Annotated in this window: 8 protein-coding genes; 2 read left to right on the plus strand and 6 right to left on the minus strand. The window is 25.3% G+C overall.

The window, feature by feature from the left end; all coding sequences use genetic code 4:
- Positions 1-8: 8 nt before the first annotated feature.
- The 4 genes from MCORR_RS03685 to MCORR_RS03700 form a co-directional block, all read right to left on the minus strand.
- On the minus strand, positions 9-1,835 hold the full coding sequence (locus MCORR_RS03685; protein ID WP_104208223.1) for an ABC transporter ATP-binding protein: 1,827 nt from the start codon (positions 1,833-1,835) through the stop codon (positions 9-11).
- A 64-nt stretch (positions 1,836-1,899) separates the two neighbouring features.
- A complete protein-coding gene (locus tag MCORR_RS03690; protein ID WP_104208224.1) occupies positions 1,900-2,613 on the minus strand; it encodes an RsmE family RNA methyltransferase in 714 nt (237 codons plus the stop codon).
- Positions 2,606-2,779, minus strand: coding sequence for a hypothetical protein (locus tag MCORR_RS03825; RefSeq protein ID WP_181021236.1), 174 nt, complete (start codon positions 2,777-2,779; stop codon positions 2,606-2,608). The genes MCORR_RS03690 and MCORR_RS03825 overlap by 8 nt, the downstream gene beginning before the upstream one ends.
- Positions 2,780-3,005: 226 nt before the next feature.
- The gene (locus MCORR_RS03700; RefSeq protein WP_104208226.1) at positions 3,006-3,659 is read right to left on the minus strand and encodes a J domain-containing protein; all 654 of its coding nucleotides are present in this window, start codon (positions 3,657-3,659) and stop codon (positions 3,006-3,008) included.
- A gap of 109 nt (positions 3,660-3,768) precedes the next feature.
- Here MCORR_RS03700 and MCORR_RS03705 point away from each other — a divergent pair, with 109 nt between their 5' ends.
- The gene (locus MCORR_RS03705; RefSeq protein ID WP_104208227.1) at positions 3,769-4,914 is read left to right on the plus strand and encodes a phosphatase PAP2 family protein; all 1,146 of its coding nucleotides are present in this window, start codon (positions 3,769-3,771) and stop codon (positions 4,912-4,914) included.
- Between the two features lie 29 nt (positions 4,915-4,943).
- Complete coding sequence (locus MCORR_RS03710; protein ID WP_104208228.1) at positions 4,944-6,134, plus strand: phosphatase PAP2 family protein; 1,191 nt, start codon at positions 4,944-4,946, stop codon at positions 6,132-6,134.
- A gap of 549 nt (positions 6,135-6,683) precedes the next feature.
- On the opposite strand, the gene MCORR_RS03715 is transcribed toward MCORR_RS03710, so the two are convergent.
- Both MCORR_RS03715 and MCORR_RS03720 read right to left on the minus strand, forming a co-directional pair.
- Positions 6,684-15,353: a BspA family leucine-rich repeat surface protein gene (locus MCORR_RS03715; RefSeq protein WP_104208229.1), complete on the minus strand. Its 8,670-nt coding sequence runs from the start codon at positions 15,351-15,353 to the stop codon at positions 6,684-6,686.
- A gap of 1,117 nt (positions 15,354-16,470) precedes the next feature.
- Positions 16,471-22,875: BspA family leucine-rich repeat surface protein (locus MCORR_RS03720; protein ID WP_146063420.1), on the minus strand; the 6,405-nt coding region annotated here is incomplete at its 5' end.

The raw sequence follows: 22,875 nt of genomic DNA on the forward strand, positions 1-22,875 counted from the left end.
TAACCTCCTTACATATTTTCTTGTGCTTCTAATAATCCTGCTTCATACAGATTTTTAAAGTGACCAGGCACTTTAACAAGCTGTTTAAAATTTCCTTGTTGAACAATTCCAGCACCATTGCCACCAAGAACAATAATATGATCTACATCTTTAATTGTTGAAAGTCTGTGTGCAATAGTGAAACTTGTTCTACCCTTCATTAATTCGTTTAGTTTTACTTGAATTTCTTTTTCAACAATATTATCTAATGCTGAAGTTGCTTCATCTAATATTAAAATTTCAGGATCTTTTAAAAACATTCTAGCAATAACCAATCTTTGTTTTTGCCCACCAGATAGCATAAACCCACGTTCTCCAAGAACTGTATTATATCCTTCTGGTCATGATGTTATTAATTTATGTATTTCAGCTTTTTTACAAGCTTCAATTACTTGTTCGTCAGTTGCATCAAATTTACCATACTTAACATTTTCAAATACATCCCCAAATAATATTTGTGGTTCTTGTTCTACATATCCAACATGACTTAAATAACTTGATAAATTTAAATCTTTTAAATTATTCTTTTGGTTAATAATAATTTCTCCATTACTTGGGTCATAAAATCTTAACAATAATCTAGCAATTGTAGACTTACCAGAACCAGTTTCTCCAACAAAAGCATATGATTTACCTTCTTCAAAAGTGAAATTAAATTTTGGCAAAATCAATTTTGCTGGTTTTTCTGGATATCTAAATTCAATATCTTTAAAAACAATATCACCTTTAATTTCTTTAACAATAACTCCATCATAATAATGCGGATCCATTATTGATTGAGAACCTAATAGTTCATTTATATGTATACTAGCAACACCCGACATTGCTAATCCAAACGTAATTCCCATTAAACCAGAAAAAGTAGCTATTAAGTTTGCTTGATTAATTATATAAGCAGGAAACACATTACTAAAAAAATCAGTAGCAGCCGTATCATTACCAAGAACAGAATAATAAATCCCAGCAATTATAGGAACTGCAAATTGCAAAATCATTGATCCAGCATAAACAGTTGTAATTAAAAGTGTTAAATTAAAAATAGCTGGTTTGTGTGCTTTATAGTTTATTTTTTGTTGTTCTTCAAAATAAGCTTTTTCGTAATCTTCAGTTCCCGAAGCTTTTATTAATCTTACAGTACCAATTCTATCAGTTACATTACCATTAACTTCTTCATAAACTTCTCTTACAACTGCATATTTTTTAACAGTTCTAGCATAAAATACAAAATAAAGAGTTAATAAAGAAAAATAAATTATACCACCAAAAAAAGCAATAACTGGAGCCAATACAAATGTCATTATAAAGGCCACTATAAATTGAGATAAAGAAATTCCAATACTTGTTGGAATATTAACAGCACCTTCACCCACATTTTGAGTATCAGTAATAACACTTGTTAATATCTCTCCAATTTTTTTATCAGAATAATAAGAAATATCTTGTCTTACTAATTTTTCAAGGATTTTATTTCTTAAATCAACTTCAATTTTTCTTCCAAATATTCAAGAAAGATAATTAAATAAGTAAGTACCAATTGCATCAAGTGCAATCATACTAATTGATAAAATAATGTTTGTAGTTAATGATAAACCTCAATACCCATTAACAGGAATATTGTTTTCATGTTTAATTGCAAATGTTATTTGTTGTGTTAATAAAGGTATTGATATTCTAGTTAAACAAAACGATAAAATTATCAAAATTAATGATATTGCAATTCATCAATATGTTATATAATATCTACCTATAAGCTTAAAAAAAGCTGTATATCTAGATACTTTATTATTAGTTTTCATGTTTTGTCTCTCCTATTGCTAAATATAATGTTATCATTTAGTTTTTATTAGTGTTAACTTAACATTACTTATTTAAATAAATAAGTGAACTCAATATATATAAGGGTGCTGTTTCTGCTCTTAATATATTATTACCAAGACTGACATTATTAAAACCTATAGCATTTAGTTTTTTAATTTCTTTAATGTCAATTCCACCTTCACAACCAATAATAAAACTAATTGAGTTAAAATCTTTTTCTAAATAATTGTTTAAAGGTATGTCTAACTCTTCTTCTCAAGCTACTAAATTAATATCGTTTAAATATTGTTTCAATTCATAAAGATCTTCAACAATATCACAAACTAATGGTATCTTGTTTCTTTTGGATTGTTTAGCTGCAGTATCACAAATTGTTTGTCATCTTTTAACTTTATTAGCTTTTTTATTGATATCAATTTTCACAACATTACGACTAAAAACTACAGGTACAATTTGATCAACACCCAATTCTGTTGCTTTTTGTAATAATCAATCTCATTTTTGTTCTCTTAATACACCAGCAATTAATGTTTTTTGAACTTTAACACTATTAGTTTTAATTAATTGCAATTCTTTTGCCAAAACAATGTCTCTTTGTGATAAGTCTGATATTTCAGATAAATAGACATTATTTTCAAAAACACATTCAATTTTTTCACCAACTTGTAGTTTAATTACATTTTTAATATGATGAGTATCTTTTCTTTCAATTAAGAAATTATCCTTTATTTTTTTATTTACAAAAAACCTAAACATTTTGATCCTCTTTTTGAAGTCTTTTAACTGATTTTAAAACCTTAGTTAATTCTTTTTGATTGATCAATAAATTAAAAAAGTTTTTTTTACCATCTTTAATTCTTTTAAAGATGTATGAAGAAAATATTTGTTTGTTTTCAATTGAAAATTTGAAATGTTTAATCATAGCTTTTCTTTTCAAAAAAATAAATTAAGTGTAATAAAAAGATTATATACCATAACATAAAATCAAATAAGATTATATCTTGGCCCACTTTATTACTAGTAGTGGTCAAGCTTGATCATGTAATTATTACTAAATTGATTAAAGCTTCTATAATTAGCATAATTAATACGGTTAGCTTTAATTGTTTTATTTGTGTTTTCATTTAACTCCTAATTTATTTAAATAATTATAAACCTTTTAAAAATGTTTTTATATTGTTATATGCTTTATTTAAGTTTTTAGTTATTTGTTCAGAATAATAACTTTTATTTTTATCTGGGTGAAATTGCTTACAAAGATTTATATAAGCCTTTTTAATAACTTTAAAATCTTTTGTGGGACTAATCATTAAAACTTCAAAAGCATATAAAATATTATTATCTAAATTTAATGTGTTAGTTTTATTATAGTTTTCAAAAGCATGAAAATCATTAAACACAACTTTAACTGTTTGTTCAAGTTTTTGCTCAAAATTAGTTATTAAAAATATTTTATATTCTTTGTAAAATGATAACATTTTTTCTTTTGCTTGATAATAAGCTATTTGGATTTTTTCGCTTAAAGAATTTTGCTCGATTTGATTATTTAAGACATTATTCAAAAACAATTCTTGTTGATTAAATAAATAATCACTAAACTTTTTTATAAATTCAGATTGTTTCATTTTTAATTTCGAATTTTTTAAATTATCTAATTTTATAGAATTTTCAAACATTTCATTCATTTTTACAGTTAATTTATAAAAATCAAATAACAATGAATCTATTTTTTGAATATCATCATTATTATAATTTTTAATTAATAATATTTTATCTTTTAAATTACCATCAACAAAATACATAGCACCTTCTTTTAATAAATTATATTATAGTTAATGTTTTTAAAACTTATTTTGATAAAATAAAAAAATGAATAGTAATTTTAAATTAAAAAATAAAAGCAATAAAAAGATGAGACTTTTTTTAATCTCAGTTTTTATTATTGCACTTTTGTTTTTTATTGCTTCTTCATTTTATGATAAAAAAATTATGGACTTTTTTGTAGGTTTTTACAAAGTAGATATCATTCACTGAATTTCTACCTGAAGTTATGAACTTGGAAGCATGCTACTAATTGGTTTTATAGTACCAATTTGTTTAATATGTCTTTCAGATAGAATAATAATTGTAAACAAAAATAAAAGAGTGTTTAGATGACTATATATGCATAAAAATGCTTTTTTGATTTTTTTATTTTGAGTTTTTTTAATAATAGGATTATCAAATACAACTCATAATTCAATTCAAGATATTTGATATGGAATTAATAATCAAGGTATGATATGAATTGATAAAATTGATTTAGCTCATTTATTAACTTATTTTCAAGTTGGTGTTATTAAACTTTTAATGGTTTTAATGATCTTATTATTTAATGTTTTATTTTTCTTTATATATTTAAAAGATATGATAATGACTAATTATATCTCTGAAAATGATTTAATAAAACCCACAATTACAATGATTTATTATATGTGTTTTTGTTTTGCTGCAGTTTTTGTTATAAAACACATTTCAGGTAGACCATTATATTCAAATAGCGTTTGAACAAGACAAAATGCTATTAATATGGGATTAAACCCTAATAATTCTGTTGAAGAAATGTTTAAAATATATGGTTGAGATTTTTTTGACCCTAAAGGTTTAGGAAGATTTAGCCCTGCTAAATATCATGAATGATGAGAGCCTAACAATACACTTGAAAATTGAAAAAATTGGTTTACTTATCCTGAAAAAGATTTTTGAATAGATTTAGAAGATAACTATATGGACATGGACTTTCCATCTGGTCATATTATGAGTTATTCAAACTTATTAGCTACTTGTTACTTCTTTTATTTTACTAAGTCATATAAACAAACTGAAAAATTTTCAAATGTACAAAAAAGTCTTTTTTCTTTATGTCTAGTTTTATTAGCATTATCTATTTTTACATTAATGATTCAAATGTTTCATTGACCAACTGATATTTTATTTTCAATTTGTTGTGCTTGTTTGATTTTTGCTGGATGTCAAAAATTAACAAATAAAAACAGATTAAAAAAACTTATTAAATAAAATAAAAAATTTTTTGATAAAATTAGAAAATGAATAACTACTTTGATATTAAAAACAAAAACACAAAAATGAAACAGGGTATAATTCTTATTTTTTTAATTTCACTTTTAATGTTTATTACTTCTTCTTTTTTTGATAGAGAAATAATGGATTTTTTTGTTGACTTATTTAAAATAGATGCCATTAAACTAGTTTCAGTTCTAAGTTATGAACTTGGCAATATGGTATTGATTGGTTTTGTAATTCCTTTATGTTCAATATGCATATTAAATTGAATTATTATTAAATATAAAAACAAAAACATATTTAAAATGCTATCTTTAAATAAAAAAAGTTTTTTAAAACTTGTATTTTGATTATTTATCATAATTGGTACATTTCCTTTACTATTTACTTCATTAAATGATTTGATTAATGGACTAAAAATTTATAATTCAAAATCAGATGTTACCTTAGATGGTATAGATATTCATTTACTTGTTACTTTATTTGAAAAAGGGATTATTAATTTAATTATTGTTTTTGCAATTATTGTTTTCAATTTATATTTTTATTTCAAGCACTTAAACTATATGATTGAAACAAATTATTTAGAAGATAATAATTTTGTTAAACCAGCAATTACAGTTGTAAGTTCGATTATTTTTTCTTACTTAGTTATAGTGGTGTTGAAACACGCTTCTGGACGACCTTTTTATTTAAATGTTGCTTGAACAAATAATAGTGCTAAAATAGCTGGTTTAGATCCTAATAATTCAATTGAAGAATTGTTTAAACTATATGGGTGAAACTTTTATGATCCAAAAGGGATTGATATATTTAGTGAAGCTAACTATTATGAATGATGACAGACTAATAATACTTTAAAAAATTGGATTAACTGACTTACTTACCCTGAGATTCCTTGAATCGATTATGGAGATCATTATAGAGATATGGACTTTCCTTCTGGTCATATGATTAGTTATTCAAATTTAGTAGCTATGGCTTACTTTTTTTATTTTACAAAAAGTTATCAAACTACTAATAAATTTACAAACGAACAAAAAAGTGTTTTTGCTATCAGTTGTATATTATGAATAATTCCAGTATTCACTTTGCAAATTCAAATGTTTCATTGACCAACTGATATTTTCTTTTCAGTTTGTTTTGCTATTTTATTTTTTGTTATTTGTAAGAAAATTATTAATAGGATTTTTTATAAAAAAATTATTAAGTAAATCTTTACTTATTCATCTTTTATTTTTAATGTATTTAAAAACAAAATTTGTTTCACTATTTCTTTTTTCACAAAAATGTTTCTCAGGACTCTATAATAATTGCATTAAAATTTTAAATCTTTTAATGGTTGTTGCTTTTATGATGTTTAAGATAGTTATGATAATTAATTATTTCCTAATTTTTTAGACACGATTTTGATAAATGTTTAAAATGTTGCATTTATTTTACTGATCTACTTTTTTTAAAATTTTTGTTTAATTAACAAAGATATAAATAATTTTTAATTTATAAGATCTAGAGTATATAAAAGCCTACTCAAAATTGGATATTAAATGGATACAAAATTGGATACAAAATTGGATATAAAATTAGAAGAACTATATATGTAAATTAGTAAATAAAAAAGTGGGAGTTACCCACTTTTTCTAGTTACCCAAAACTTTGATTTAATTCCAAAGAATAAAGAACAAAGCAATTTATCTCTTTCAAAATTAAATATATTATAATAAAAAATACAAATAATATTAAGTAACTATTTTTAAATAAGTCTAATTAAATTTAGGCTGATTTTCTCATTTTTCAGATGTTTTATAATTTCAAAAATCATTATGTTTGGAAACTTTAGAAGTAATTCAAGTTGTTAAATTTTGATTAAATACCATTTTTGTTGTGTCATTGTTTTCATCTTTTCAAAACATTTTTTCCATAGTTATAACGTTTGAGGTATCTCAATTTGAAATATCTTGATTAAAGCTTAATGCATTTTCAAAAGTATTATCCATTTTATAAACTTTTTTTGTAATTCATGCTAAATATTCTCTATCTCCAATATGAACCATTTTCGTACCTATATCTTGATTAAATAAAATGGCATTTTTAAACATTGCACCAAAAGTAATCACATTTGAGGTATCTCAATTGGAAATATCTCCATTAAAACAAGAAGCACCTTCAAACATTGAACCCATATCAGTTACATTTGATGTATCTCAAGCTAAATATGTTTTTCCATCTTTTTCTACTATTTTAGTTAATAAATCTTGATTAAAACTTTCTGCATTCATAAACATGCAATATATCTTATCAACTTTAGAAATATTTCAATCGGATATATTTTGATTAAAGGTTTTTGCCCCAGAAAACATATAAGTCATTTTTATAACATTTGAGGTATCTCAATTTGAAATATCTTGATTAAAACTTTCTGCATTTTCAAAAGTATTATCCATTTTATAAACTTTTTTTGTAATTCATGCTAAATATTCTCTATCTCCAATATGAACCATTTTCGTACCTATATCTTGATTAAATAAAATGGCATTTTTAAACATTGCACCAAAAGTAATCACATTTGAGGTATCTCAATTGGAAATATCTCCATTAAAACAAGAAGCACCTTCAAACATTGAACCCATATCAGTTACATTTGATGTATCTCAAGCTAAATATGTTTTTCCATCTTTTTCTACTATTTTAGTTAATAAATCTTGATTAAAACTTTCTGCATTCATAAACATGCAATATATCTTATCAACTTTAGAAATATTTCAATCGGATATATTTTGATTAAAGGTTTTTGCCCTAGAAAACATATAAGTCATTTTTATAACATTTGATGTATCTCAATTTGAAATGTCGTAATTAAAAGATGAAGCATTGTTAAACATATAGGACATATCTGTAACTTTTGATGTATCTCAATTTGAAATATCACCATTAAAATTAGATGCATTTTCAAACATGCGGCTCATATTTGTTACTTTTGAAATATCTCAATTTTCAATTCCTTCAATTGTTGAAAATGAATTATTGTTGAAAAAGTTTGCTAAGTTTTTAATACCTTCTGGTAAAACACTTGTAATATATTTTACATTAACATAATTTAATGTATTTCCGCTACTGTTATAACCAATTTTATAAATATTTTTTGCATTTTTTTGACTAAAATCAAAATCTTTTGTTACTAAAAGTTCATCATCATTTGTTAAATAAAGTGAGGATGATGTGTTTTGAGCTGTTTCTTCTGATAATGTAATAACATCTTGCTTGAAAATATCAGAACCACCTTCTTTAGTTGATATTACATATTCATATCTATCAACAGAATCATTTGAATTAGAACTTTTTTTCGAATCAGTAATTTTTATACTATCTATAGATAATTTCATATCCACATCTTTATATAAATTTTCAATAGCTACAATTAAATCCTCTTTATTTCATTGTTCATATTGCTTTGAATTTATAATATTTTGTATTTCTTTGCTAATAATTTTAATTGAAAACTTATTAATTACAATTTCATTTTGACCAATTAAATAATAAGAATTATCTTTTGCTGTAATTTTTAATGAACCATCATTAATACCATAATCTGGTTTGATTATATCTATAATTAAATCTTCTCGACTTATATCTTCAATTCCAGTAATTAATTTAATTTGTTTGATTATATCATCTTCATTAATTGATGAATAATCATCAATGTGAATGCTTATAGTATCTAAATTTATTTTAGGAATTTTTGGTATTACAAAATTTGTATCTCCTTTTAAATAAATTGATTCATCAATTGCTTTAATTATTATTCCACCAATATTTTTGTATGTAGATGGTGAGAGAACAATTGTAAAATCATCAAGAGATAAATCACTAATACCAGTTGCTATTTGCAGTTCATTTAAAATTTCTTGATCTGTTGTATCATTATTAAATTCTTCTTTAATGATGATTTCATCAAGACTAACAGGGGGTACTTTTGGAATTGTTAAAGTTTTATTTCCTGTAATTCTAACAGAATCAGTTTTAGCACTAATTTCAACAATTCCTTGTTTGCCATAATAAGCATCAGTTTTACTAAAGTCAAAATCACCAAGAGTTAAATCACTAATACCAGTAGCTTTTTTTAAAGCTTCTAAAACTTGTTCAGCAGTTAAGTCATTTGATAAATTTAAGTCAAGAGCAAGTTGAGTAATATCTTTTTTAGCCAAAACAGGAATTGTCAAAGATTTATTTCCTGTAATTCTAACAGAATCTACTTTAGCACTAATTTCAATACTTCCTTCTTGACCATAATAAGCATCAGTTTTATTAAGATCAAAATCATCAAGTGTTAAATCACTAATACCAGTAGCTTTTTTTAAAGCTTCTAATACATCTTCTTTTGTTAAGTCATTTGATAAATTTAAGTCAAGAACAAGTAGTGTAATATCTTTTTTAGAAAAAGCAGAAATAGTTAAAGTTTTATTTCCTGAAATTCTAACTGATTCAGTTTTAGCACTAATTTCAACAATTCCTTCTTTACCATAATAAGCATCAGTTTTATTAAAATCAAAATCATCAAGAGTTAAATCACTAATACCAGTAGCTTTTTTTAAAGCTTCTAAAACTTGTTCAGCAGTTAAGTCATTTGATAAATTTAAGTCAAGAGCTATTTGAGTAATGTCGTTTTTAGCAAAAGCAGAAATAGTTAAAGTTTGATCTCCTGAAATTCGCACTGAATCAACTTTAGCACTAATTTCAACAATTCCTTGTTTACCATAACCAGCATTAGTTTTACTAAAGTCAAAATCATCAAGAGTTAAATCATTAATACCAGTAGCTTTCTTTAAAGCTTCTAATACTTGTTCAGCAGTTAAATCATTTGATAAATTTAAGTCAAGAACAAGTTGAGTAATATCTTTTTTAGCAAAAGCTGGAATGGTTAAATTTTGATTTCCTGTAATTCTAACAGAATCAGTTTTAGCACTAATTTCAACAATTCCTTGTTGACCATAATAAGCATCAGTTTTATTAAATTCAAAATCCCCAAGAGTTAAATCACTAATACCAGTAGCTTTTTTTAAAGCTTCTAATACTTGTTCAGCAGTTAAGTCATTTGATAAATTTAAGTCAAGAGCAATTTGAGTAATGTCTTTTTTAGCCAAAGCTGGAATGGTTAAATTTTGATTTCCTGTAATTCTAACAGAATCAGTTTTAGCACTAATTTCAACAATTCCTTGTTTACCATAATAAGCATCAGTTTTACTAAAGTCAAAATCATCAAGTGCTAAATCACTAATACCAGTAGCTTTCTTTAAAGCTTCTAATACTTGTTCAGCAGTTAAATCATTTGATAAATTTAAGTCAAGAACAAGTTGAGTAATATCTTTTTTAGCCAAAGCAGGAATTCTTAAAGTTTTATTTCCTGAAATTCTAACAGATTCAGTTTTAGCACTAATTTCAACACTTCCTTGTTTACCATAATAAGCATCAGTTTTATTAAATTCAAAATCACCAAGAGTTAAATCAGTAATCCCTGTGGCTTTTTTTAAAGCTTCTAATACATCTTGTTTTGCTAAATCATTTGACAGATTTAAGTCAAGAACAAGTTGAGTAATATCTTTTTTAGCCAAAGCAGGAATTGTTAAAGTTTGATCTCCTGAAATTCGCACTGAATCAACTTTAGCACTAATTTCAACAATTCCTTGTTTACCATAATAAGCATCAGTTTTATTAAAATTAAAATCATCAAGTGTTAAATCACTAATACCAGTGACTTTTTTTAAAGCTTCTAATACTTGTTCAGCAGTTAAGTCATTTGATAAATTTAAGTCAAGAACAAGTTGAGTAATATCTTTTTTAGCAAAAGCAGAAATAGTTAAAGTTTGATCTCCTGTAATTCGCACTGATTCAGTTTTAGCACTAATTTCAACAATTCCTTGTTTACCATAATAAGCATCAGTTTTACTAAAGTCAAAATCATCAAGTGCTAAATCACTAATACCAGTAGCTTTCTTTAAAGCTTCTAATACTTGTTCAGCAGTTAAATCATTTGATAAATTTAAGTCAAGAACAAGTTGAGTAATATCTTTTTTAGCAAAAGCAGAAATAGTTAAAGTTTGATTTCCTGTAATTCGCACTGATTCAGCTTTTGCAGTAATTTCAACACTTCCTTGTTTACCATAATAAGCATCAGTTTTATTAAATTCAAAATCCCCAAGAGTTAAATCATTAATACCAGTAGCTTTCTTTAAAGCTTCTAATATTTGTTCTTTTGTTAAGTCATTTGATAAATTTAAGTCAAGAACAAGTTGAGTAATATCTTTTTTAGCAAAAGCTGGAATGGTTAAAGTTTGATTTCCTGTAATTCGCACTGATTCAGCTTTTGCAGTAATTTCAACACTTCCTTGTTTACCATAATAAGCATCAGTTTTATTAAATTCAAAATCACCAAGAGTTAAATCATTAATACCAGTAGCTTTCTTTAAAGCTTCTAATACTTGTTCAGCAGTTAAATCATTTGATAAATTTAAGTCAAGAACAAGTTGAGTAATATCTTTTTTAGCCAAAGCTGGAATGGTTAAATTTTGATTTCCTGTAATTCTAACAGAATCAGCTTTAGCACTAATTTCAACAATTCCTTGTTTACCATAATAAGCATCAGTTTTATTAAATTCAAAATCATCAAAAGTTAAATCAGTAATCCCTGTGGCTTTTTTTAAAGCTTCTAATACTTGTTCAGCAGTTAAATCATTTGATAAATTCAAGTCAAGAGCTATTTGAGTAATGTCGTTTTTAGCAAGAGCAGAAATAGTTAAAGTTTTATTTCCTGTAATTCTAACAGATTCAGCTTTAGCACTAATTTTAACACTTCCTTGTTGACCATAATAAGCATCAGTTTTACTAAAGTCAAAATCATCAAGAGTTAAATCAGTAATCCCTGTGGCTTTTTTTAAAGCTTCTAATACTTGTTCAGCAGTTAAGCCATTTGATAAATTTAAGTCAAGAACAAGTTGAGTAATATCTTTTTTATCCAAAACAGGAATTGTTAAAGTTTGATTTCCTGTAATTCGCACTGATTCAGTTTTAGCACTAATTTCAACAATTCCTTGTTGACCATAATAAGCATTAGTTTTATTAAAATTAAAATCATCAAAAGTTAAATCACTAATACCAGTAGCTTTTTTTAAAGCTTCTAAAACTTGTTCAGCAGTTAAGTCATTTGATAAATTTAAGTCAAGAACAAGTTGAGTAATATCTTTTTTAGCCAAAACAGGAATTGTTAAAGTTTTATTTCCTGTAATTCTAACAGATTCAATTTTAGCACTAATTTCAACAATTCCTTCTTTACCATAATAAGCATCAGTTTTATTAAAATTAAAATCATCAAAAGTTAAATCAGTAATCCCTGTGGCTTTTTTTAAAGCTTCTAATACTTGTTCAGCAGTTAAGCCATTTGATAAATTTAAGTCAAGAACAAGTTGAGTAATATCTTTTTTATCCAAAACAGGAATTGTTAAAGTTTTATTTCCTGTAATTCTAACAGATTCAGTTTTAGCACTAATTTCAACACTTCCTTGTTGACCATAATAAGCATCAGTTTTATTAAAATCAAAATCACCAAGAGTTAAATCATTAATACCAGTGACTTTTTTTAAAGCTTCTAATACTTGTTCAGCAGTTAAGTCATTTGATAAATTTAAGTCAAGAACAAGTTGAGTAATATCTTTTTTAGCAAAAGCAGAAATAGTTAAAGTTTGATCTCCTGTAATTCTAACAGATTCAACTTTAGCACTAATTTCAACAATTCCTTCTTTACCATAATAAGCATCAGTTTTATTAAAATCAAAATCACCAAGAGATAAATCAGTAATACCAGTAGCTTTCTTTAACGCTTCTAATACTTGTTCAGCAGTTAAGTCATTTGATAAATTTAAGTCAAGAGCAATTTGAGTAATGTCTTTTTTAGCCAAAGCAGGAATAGTTAAAGTTTGATCTCCTGTAATTCGCACTGATTCAGTTTTAGCACTAATTTCAACAATTCCTTGTTTACCATAATAAGCATCAGTTTTACTAAAGTCAAAATCACCAAGAGTTAAATCAGTAATCCCTGTGGCTTTTTTTAAAGCTTCTAATATTTGTTCTTTTGTTAAATCATTTGATAAATTTAAGTCAATAGCAATTTGAGTAATGTCTTTTTTAGCAAAAGCAGAAATAGTTAAGTTTTGATCTCCTGTAATTCTAACAGAATCAGTTTTAGCACTAATTTCAACAATTCCTTGTTTACCATAACCAGCATTAGTTTTGACCAAGTCAAAATCACCAAGAGTTAAATCATTAATACCAGTGACTTTTTTTAAAGCTTTTAATACTTGTTCAGCAGTTAAGTCATTTGATAAATTTAAGTCAAGAACAAGTTGAGTGATGTCTTTTTTAGCAAAAGCAGAAATAGTTAAAGTTTGATCTCCTGTAATTCTAACAGAATCTACTTTAGCACTAATTTCAATACTTCCTTCTTGACCATAATAAGCATCAGTTTTATTAAGATCAAAATCATCAAGAGTTAAATCACTAATACCAGTAGCTTTTTTTAAAGCTTCTAATACTTGTTCAGCAGTTAAATCATTTGATAAATTTAAGTCAAGAACAAGTTGAGTAATATCTTTTTTAGCAAAAGCAGAAATAGTTAAAGTTTTATTTCCTGTAATTCTAACTGATTCAGCTTTAGCACTAATTTCAACACTTCCTTCTTTACCATAATAAGCATCAGTTTTATTAAATTCAAAATCACCAAGAGTTAAATCAGTAATCCCTGTGGCTTTTTTTAAAACTTCTAATACTTGTTCAGCAGTTAAGTCATTTGATAAATTTAAGTCAAGAACAAGTTGAGTAATATCTTTTTTAGCAAAAGCTGGAATAGTTAAAGTTTGATTTCCTGTAATTCTAACAGAATCAGCTTTTGCACTAATTTCAACAATTCCTTGCTTACCATAATAAGCATCAGTTTTACTAAAGTCAAAATCATCAAGAGTTAAATCAGTAATCCCAGTGACTTTCTTTAAAGCTTCTAATACTTGTTCAGCAGTTAAATCATTTGATAAATTTAAGCCAAGATCAAGTTGAGTAATGTCTTTTTTATCCAAAACAGAAATAGTTAAAGTTTTATTTCCTGTAATTCTAACAGAATCTACTTTAGCACTAATTTCAACAATTCCTTGCTTACCATAATAAGCATCAGTTTTACTAAAGTCAAAATCACCAAGAGTTAAATCATTAATACCAGTAGCTTTTTTTAAAGCTTCTAATACTTGTTGATCAGTTAAGTCATTTGATAAATTTAAGTCAAGAGCAATTTGAGTAATGTCCTTTTTAGCAAAAGCTGAAATAGTTAAAGTTTGATCTCCTGAAATTCGCACTGAATCAGTTTTAGCACTAATTTTAACACTTCCTTCTTTACCATAACCAGCATTAGTTTTGACCAAGTCAAAATCACCAAGAGTTAAATCAGTAATCCCTGTGGCTTTTTTTAAAGCTTCTAATACTTGTTCAGCAGTTAAGTCATTTGATAAATTTAAGTCAAGAGCAATTTGAGTAATATCTTTTTTAGCAAAAGCAGAAATAGTTAAAGTTTGATTTCCTGTAATTCGCGTTGAATCAGTTTTAGCACTAATTTCAACAATTCCTTGTTGACCATAATAAGCATCAGTTCTACTAAAGTCAAAATCACCAAGAGTTAAATCAGTAATCCCTGTGACTTTTTTTAAAGCTTCTAATACTTGTTCAGCAGTTAAATCATTTGATAAATTCAAACTAAGATTAATATTATTAATATCAACTGCAGACAATTTTGGAATTGTTAAAGTTTTCTGACTTTTTAAATAAATAGAGTTTTCAGTGGCATTTATAATCACCATACCATTAGAACCAAAATTTGGTTTAGATAAGGTTAATTCAAAATCAGAGATGGATAAATTTTTGTTATTTGTTTTAGTCTTTAAATCATTAAGAATTAACACCTTGATATCATCTTCTTGATTTTTAATTCACTGAACATGATTTCAGTTATCAAAAATATTTGAATCATAATTTTCTAGATCCATTTTTTCTAACTTTTTCAATTCTTGATATAAAACGATTTCACCACTATATTTGAAATCATTGTTTTTACTAGAATTACCAACAAAAACAAAACCTTTTTTCAAAAGTGAATCACCAGAAGATTGATCTGTTTTAAAATGTACAGTTATGCCTTTAAGTTTATCAATTCCTTTATTATATATTTCTATTTCTAACTCACTTATAGTTCAAAATTCATTAGTCTTTGAATCTAAAAGTGATTGAAGCTGTTCTTTAATAATTGAAATATCTTTTCTTGGAGTATTATTAGAAGCTACAAAAGTTATAATTGGCAACGATGCCAAATTCAAAGCTGATAATATTAATAATAATTTTTTCATATTTATCCTTTCAAAAGAAACTTTTTAAATGAAATTTCAAAATTAATTCCAATTTAGCTATGAATTCATGAAACTACATAATCTTATATAAAATTTACAAAGAATAAAAAAACTAATTACTTACTTAAAAGTAAATATTAGTAAACTTAAATTATTTTTTTTATAACTAATATATTTTGATTTTAAGATTTTTTTGTTTTCAATAGCCTTTAACTATAGACTCTATTAAGAGTGATCATTTTTTCTTGCTTTAATATGTATGATGTTCTAAAAAATCTATTTTATTCATGATAGCTCCTTTATTAAAAGTAAATAACAATAAAATGACTTTACATCATTGTTGTTGGTTTTAAATTTTATATTTTTTTGCATATCCATAAAAATAAACTTAGATCTATTAAGTGAAAAAAATAACTTTATATTCTTTTTATTTTTATTCAAATTAAAGTTTATCAAAAAAAAAAAAAAAAACAAGTCAATCCCAAATAAAGGGTGATGAATTGTAAATGATAATGCTTCAATTAATTTGAAAGTAGAAAAATCCAAGCCTTAAAATTATATTTTAGATGAAGAAATTAGAACAGAGTTTGATTATATCAAAAGAAATACATTCGTAGTTATTCAACAATTACTTAAAAGACTTACTTAAGCAAAAAAATCAATAGTTTTAAATTGATCTATAAGAACTATAGACATAAAAAATAAAAGAATAATTAGATTTATATAAGCTAACTGCAATCAAAACCAAATAAAATTGTTTCAAAAATTAAAAAGTTTTTAACGAATTGTTGGTTTGTCATTTTTTGATAAGTGGTTAAATGATATATTTATTTTAGTGATCTTCTTTTTTTAAAAATTTTAGTTTAATTAACAAAGATATAAATAATTTTAAATATATAAGATCTAGAGTATATAAGAGCCAGCTCAATATTAAATGGATACAAAATCGAAGGACTATATATGTAAATTAGTAAATAAAAAAGTGGGAGTTACCCACTTTTTCTTGACACCCAAACTTTGATTTAATTCAAAGAATAAAGAACAGAGCAATTTATCTCTTTTAAAATTAAATATATTATAATAAAAAATAATATTAAGTAACTATTTTTAAATAAGTCTAATTAAATTTAGGCTGATTTTCTCATTTTTCAGATGTTTTATAATTTCAAAAATCATTATGGTTCAAAACCTTAGAAGTAATTCAAGATGTTAAATTTTGATTAAATACCATTTTTGTTGTATCATTGTTTTCATCTTTTCAAAACATTTTTTCCATAGTTTTAACGTTTGAGGTATCTCAATTTGAAATATTCGCATTAAAATTTGAAGCATTATTAAACATATAACTCATGTCTGTAACTTTTGATGTATCTCAATTTGAAATATCCCCATTAAAAGATGAAGCATTTTGAAAAATTGCCACCATATTAGTTACATTACTTGTATCTCAAGCTGTATATTCTTTACCATTTTGATCTTTTACTTTTTTAGTATATAAATCTTGATTAAAATTTAAAGCATTTGCAAACATTGCTCTCATATTAGTAACACTACTTGTATCTCAATTTGAAATATTCGAATTAAAAGATGAAGCACCACTAAACATATAACTCATGTCTGTAACTTTTGATGTATCTCAATTTGAAATATTCCCATTAAAAGATGAAGCACCACTAAACATAAAATTCATGTCAACTACATGGCTTGTATCTCAATTTGAAATATCCCCATTAAAATTTGAAGCATTTTGAAAAATTGCCACCATATTATTAACATTACTTGTATCTCAGGCTATATATTCATTTCCTTTTTGATCTTTTACTTTTTTAGTAGATAAATCTTGATTAAAATTTAAAGCATTTGCAAACATTGTTCTCATATTAGTAACACTACTTGTATCTCAATTTGAAATATTCGAATTAAAAGATGAAGCTCCGTTAAACATATAACTCATGTCTGTAACTTTTGATGTATCTCAATTTGAAATATTCCCATTAAAATTTGAAGCATTTTGAAAAATTGCCACCATATTATTAACATTACTTGTATCTCAGGCTATATATTCATTTCCTTTTTGATCTTTTACTTTTTTAGTAGATAAATCTTGATTAAAATTTAAAGCATTTGCAAACATTGTTCCCATATTAGTAACACTACTTGTATCTCAATTTGAAATATTCGAATTAAAAGATGAAGCGCCGTTAAACATATAACTCATGTCTGTAACTTTTGATGTATCTCAATTTAAAATATTCCCATTAAAATTTGAAGCACCACTAAACATATAGGACATGTTTGTAATTTTTGATATATCTCAATTTGAAATATTCCCATTAAAATTTGAAGCATTTTGAAAAATTGCCACCATATTATTAACATTGCTTGTATCTCAGGCTATATATTCATTTCCTTTTTGATCTTTTACTTTTTTAGTAGATAAATCTTGATTAAAATTTAAAGCACTTCCAAACATTGTTCCCATATTAGTAACACTACTTGTATCTCAATTTGAAATATTCGAATTAAAAGATGAAGCATTATTAAACATATAACTCATGTCTGTAACTTTTGATGTATCTCAATTTGAAATATTTGAATTAAAAGTTGAAGCACCATTAAACATATACGACATGTTTGTAACATTTGATGTATCTCAATTTTCAATTCCTTCAATTGTTGAAAAAGAATTATTATTGAAAAAGTTTGTTAAGTTTTTAATGCCTTCAGGTAAAATACTTGTAATATATTTTGCATTAACAAAAATTAATGTATTTCCGCTACTGTTATAACCAATTTTATAAATATTTTTTGCATTTTTTTGACTAAAATTAAAGTCTGTTGTTAGTAAAAGTTCACCATCATTTGTTAAATAAAGTGAGGATGATGTGTTTTGAGCTGTTTCTTCTGATAATGTAATAACATCTTGCTTGAAAATATCAGAACCACCTTCTTTAGTTGATATTACATATTCATATTTATCAACAGAATCATTTGAATTTGAGCTTTTTTTCGAATCAGTAATTTTAATACTATCTATAGATAATTTCATATCCACATCTTTATATAAATTTTCAATAGCTACAATTAAATCCTCTTTATTTCATTGTTCATATTGCTTTGAATTTATAATATTTTGTATTTCTTTGCTAATAATTTTAATTGAAAACTTATTAATTACAATTTCATTTTGACCAATTAAATAATAAGAATTATCTTTTGCTGTAATTTTTAATGAACCATCATTAATACCATAATCTGGTTTGATTATATCTATAATTAAATCTTCTCGACTTATATCTTCAATTCCAGTAATTAATTTAATTTGTTTGATTATATCATCTTCATTAATTGATAAATAATCATCAATGTGAATGCTTATAGTATGTAAATTTATTTTAGGAATTTTTGGTATTACAAAATTTGTATCTCCTTTTAAATAAATTGATCCATCAATTGCTTTAATTATTATTCCACCAATATTTTTGTATGTAGATGGTGAGAGAACAATTGTAAAATCATCAAGAGATAAATCACTAATACCAGTTGCTATTTGCAGTTCATTTAAAATTTCTTGATCTGTTGTATCATTATTAAATTCTTCTTTAATGATGATTTCATCAAGACTAACAGGGGGTACTTTTGGAATTGTTAAAGTTTTATTTCCTGTAATTCTAACTGAATCAGTTTTAGCACTAATTTCAACACTTCCTTCTTGACCATAATAAGCATCAGTTTTATTAAATTCAAAATCATCAAGAGTTAAATCATTAATACCAGTAGCTTTCTTTAAAGCTTCTAATACTTGTTCAGCAGTTAAGTCATTTGATAAATTTAAGTCAAGAACAAGTTGAGTAATATCTTTTTTAGCCAAAGCAGAAATAGTTAAAGTTTTATTTCCTGTAATTCTAACAGATTCAGTTTTAGCACTAATTTCAATACTTCCTTCTTGACCATAATAAGCATCAGTTTTATTAAATTCAAAATCATCAAGAGTTAAATCATTAATACCAGTAGCTTTTTTTAAAGCTTCTAATACTTGTTCAGCAGTTAAGTCATTTGATAAATTTAAGTCAAGAACAAGTTGAGTAATATCTTTTTTAGCAAAAGCAGAAATAGTTAAAGTTTTATTTCCTGTAATTCTAACAGATTCAGTTTTAGCACTAATTTCAATACTTCCTTCTTGACCATAATAAGCATCAGTTTTATTAAATTCAAAATCATCAAGAGTTAAATCATTAATACCAGTGGCTTTTTTTAAAGCTTCTAATACTTGTTGATCAGTTAAATCATTTGATAAATTTAAGTCAAGAACAAGTTGAGTAATATCTTTTTTAGCAAAAGCTGGAATGGTTAAATTTTGATTTCCTGTGATTCTAACAGAATCAGCTTTAGCACTAATTTCAACAATTCCTTGTTGACCATAGTAAGCATCAGTTTTATTAAAATTAAAATCACCAAGAGTTAAATCAGTAATCCCTGTGGCTTTTTTTAAAGCTTCTAATACTTGTTCAGCAGTTAAGTCATTTGATAAATTTAAGTCAAGAGCAATTTGAGTAATGTCCTTTTTAGCAAAAGCAGAAATAGTTAAAGTTTGATTTCCTGTAATTCTAACTGATTCAGTTTTAGCACTTATTTTAACATTTCCTTGTTTACCATAACCAGCATTAGTTTTATTAAATTCAAAATCTCCAAGAGTTAAATCATTAATACCAGTAGCTTTTTTTAAAGCTTCTAATACTTGTTCAGCAGTTAAGTCATTTGATAAATTTAAGTCAAGAACAAGTTGAGTAATGTCCTTTTTAGCAAAAGCAGAAATAGTTAAAGTTTGATTTCCTGTAATTCGCACTGATTCAGTTTTAGCAGTAATTTCAACACTTCCTTCTTTACCATAACCAGCATTAGTTTTATTAAATTCAAAATCATCAAGTGTTAAATCACTAATACCAGTAGCTTTTTTTAAAGCTTCTAATACTTGTTCAGCAGTTAAGTCATTTGATAAATTTAAGTCAAGAATAAGTTGAGTAATGTCTTTTTTAGCAAAAGCAGAAATAGTTAAAGTTTGATTTCCTGTAATTCTAACAGAATCAGCTTTAGCACTAATTTCAACAATTCCTTGTTTACCAAAATAAGAATCAGTTTTATTAAATTCAAAATCACCAAGAGTTAAATCATTAATACCAGTGACTTTTTTTAAAGCTTCTAATACTTGTTCAGCAGTTAAGTCATTTGATAAATTTAAACCAAGAGCAATTTGAGTAATGTCCTTTTTAGCAAAAGCAGAAATAGTTAAAGTTTGATTTCCTGTAATTCTAACAGAATCAGCTTTAGCACTAATTTCAACAATTCCTTGTTTACCATAATAAGCATCAGTTTTATTAAATTCAAAATCACCAAGAGTTAAATCATTAATACCAGTGACTTTTTTTAAAGCTTCTAATACTTGTTCTTTTGTTAAATCATTTGAAACATTCAATCCAAGAGCAAGTTGAGTAATATCTTTTTTATCCAAAACAGGAATTGTTAAAGTTTTATTTCCTGTAATTCGCACTGAATCTGTTTTAGCACTAATTTCAACAATTCCTTGTTTAGCATAATAAGCATCAGTTTTACTAAAGTCAAAATCATCAAGTGTTAAATCATTAATACCAGTAGCTTTTTTTAAAGCTTCTAATACTTGTTCTTTTGTTAAATCATTTGAAACATTCAATCCAAGAGCAAGTTGAGTAATATCTTTTTTATCCAAAGCAAAAATAGTTAAAGTTTTATTTCCTGTAATTCTAACTGATTCAGTTTTAGCACTAATTTCAACACTTCCTTCTTTACCATAATAAGCATCAGTTTTATTAAATTCAAAATCATCAAGTGTTAAATCATTAATACCAGTAGCTTTCTTTAAAGCTTCTAATACTTGTTCAGCAGTTAAGTCATTTGATAAATTTAAGTCAAGAGCAATTTGAGTGATGTCTTTTTTAGCAAAAGCAGAAATAGTTAAAGTTTGATTTCCTGTAATTCGCACTGAATCAGTTTTAGCACTAATTTCAACACTTCCTTGTTGACCATAATAAGCATCAGTTTTATTAAATTCAAAATCATCAAGAGTTAAATCAGTAATCCCTGTGGCTTTTTTTAAAACTTCTAATACTTGTTCAGCAGTTAAGTCATTTGATAAATTTAAGTCAAGAACAAGTTGAGTAATGTCTTTTTTAGCCAAAGCAGGAATTGTTAAAGTTTGATCTCCTGTAATTCTAACAGAATCAGCTTTAGCACTAATTTCAACAATTCCTTCTTTACCATAATAAGCATCAGTTTTACTAAAGTCAAAATCATCAAGAGTTAAATCAGTAATACCAGTGACTTTTTTTAAAGCTTCTAATACTTGTTCAGCAGTTAAGTCATTTGATAAATTTAAGTCAAGAACAAGTTGAGTAATATCTTTTTTATCCAAAACAGGAATTGTTAAAGTTTTATTTCCTGTAATTCGCACTGAATCAGTTTTAGCACTAATTTCAACACTTCCTTGTTTACCATAATAAGCATCAGTTTTACTAAAGTCAAAATCATCAAGAGTTAAATCAGTAATACCAGTGACTTTTTTTAAAGCTTCTAATACTTGTTCAGCAGTTAAGTCATTTGATAAATTTAAGTCAAGAACAAGTTGAGTAATATCTTTTTTATCCAAAACAGGAATTGTTAAAGTTTTATTTCCTGTAATTCGCACTGATTCAGTTTTAGCACTAATTTCAACACTTCCTTCTTGACCATAATAAGCATCAGTTTTATTAAATTCAAAATCATCAAGAGTTAAATCATTAATACCAGTAGCTTTTTTTAAAGCTTCTAATACTTGTTCAGCAGTTAAGTCATTTGATAAATTTAAGTCAAGTGCAATTTGAGTAATGTCCTTTTTAGCAAAAGCAGAAATAGTTAAAGTTTGATTTCCTGTAATTCTAACAGAATCAGCTTTAGCACTAATTTCAACAATTCCTTGTTGACCATAATAAGCATCAGTTTTATTAAATTCAAAATCACCAAGAGTTAAATCATTAATACCAGTGACTTTTTTTAAAGCTTCTAATACTTGTTCTTTTGTTAAATCATTTGAAACATTCAATCCAAGAGCAAGTTGAGTAATATCTTTTTTATCCAAAACAGGAATTGTTAAAGTTTTATTTCCTGTAATTCGCACTGAATCTGTTTTAGCACTAATTTCAACAATTCCTTGTTTAGCATAATAAGCATCAGTTTTACTAAAGTCAAAATCATCAAGAGTTAAATCATTAATACCAGTAGCTTTTTTTAAAGCTTCTAATACTTGTTCTTTTGTTAAATCATTTGAAACATTCAATCCAAGAGCAAGTTGAGTAATATCTTTTTTATCCAAAACAGGAATTGTTAAAGTTTTATTTCCTGTAATTCTAACTGATTCAGTTTTAGCACTAATTTCAACACTTCCTTCTTTACCATAATAAGCATCAGTTTTATTAAATTCAAAATCATCAAGTGTTAAATCATTAATACCAGT

The organism is Mesoplasma corruscae (assembly GCF_002930145.1).
In the GTDB taxonomy this organism is placed as follows: domain Bacteria; phylum Bacillota_I; class Bacilli_A; order Mycoplasmatales; family Mycoplasmataceae; genus Entomoplasma; species Entomoplasma ellychniae.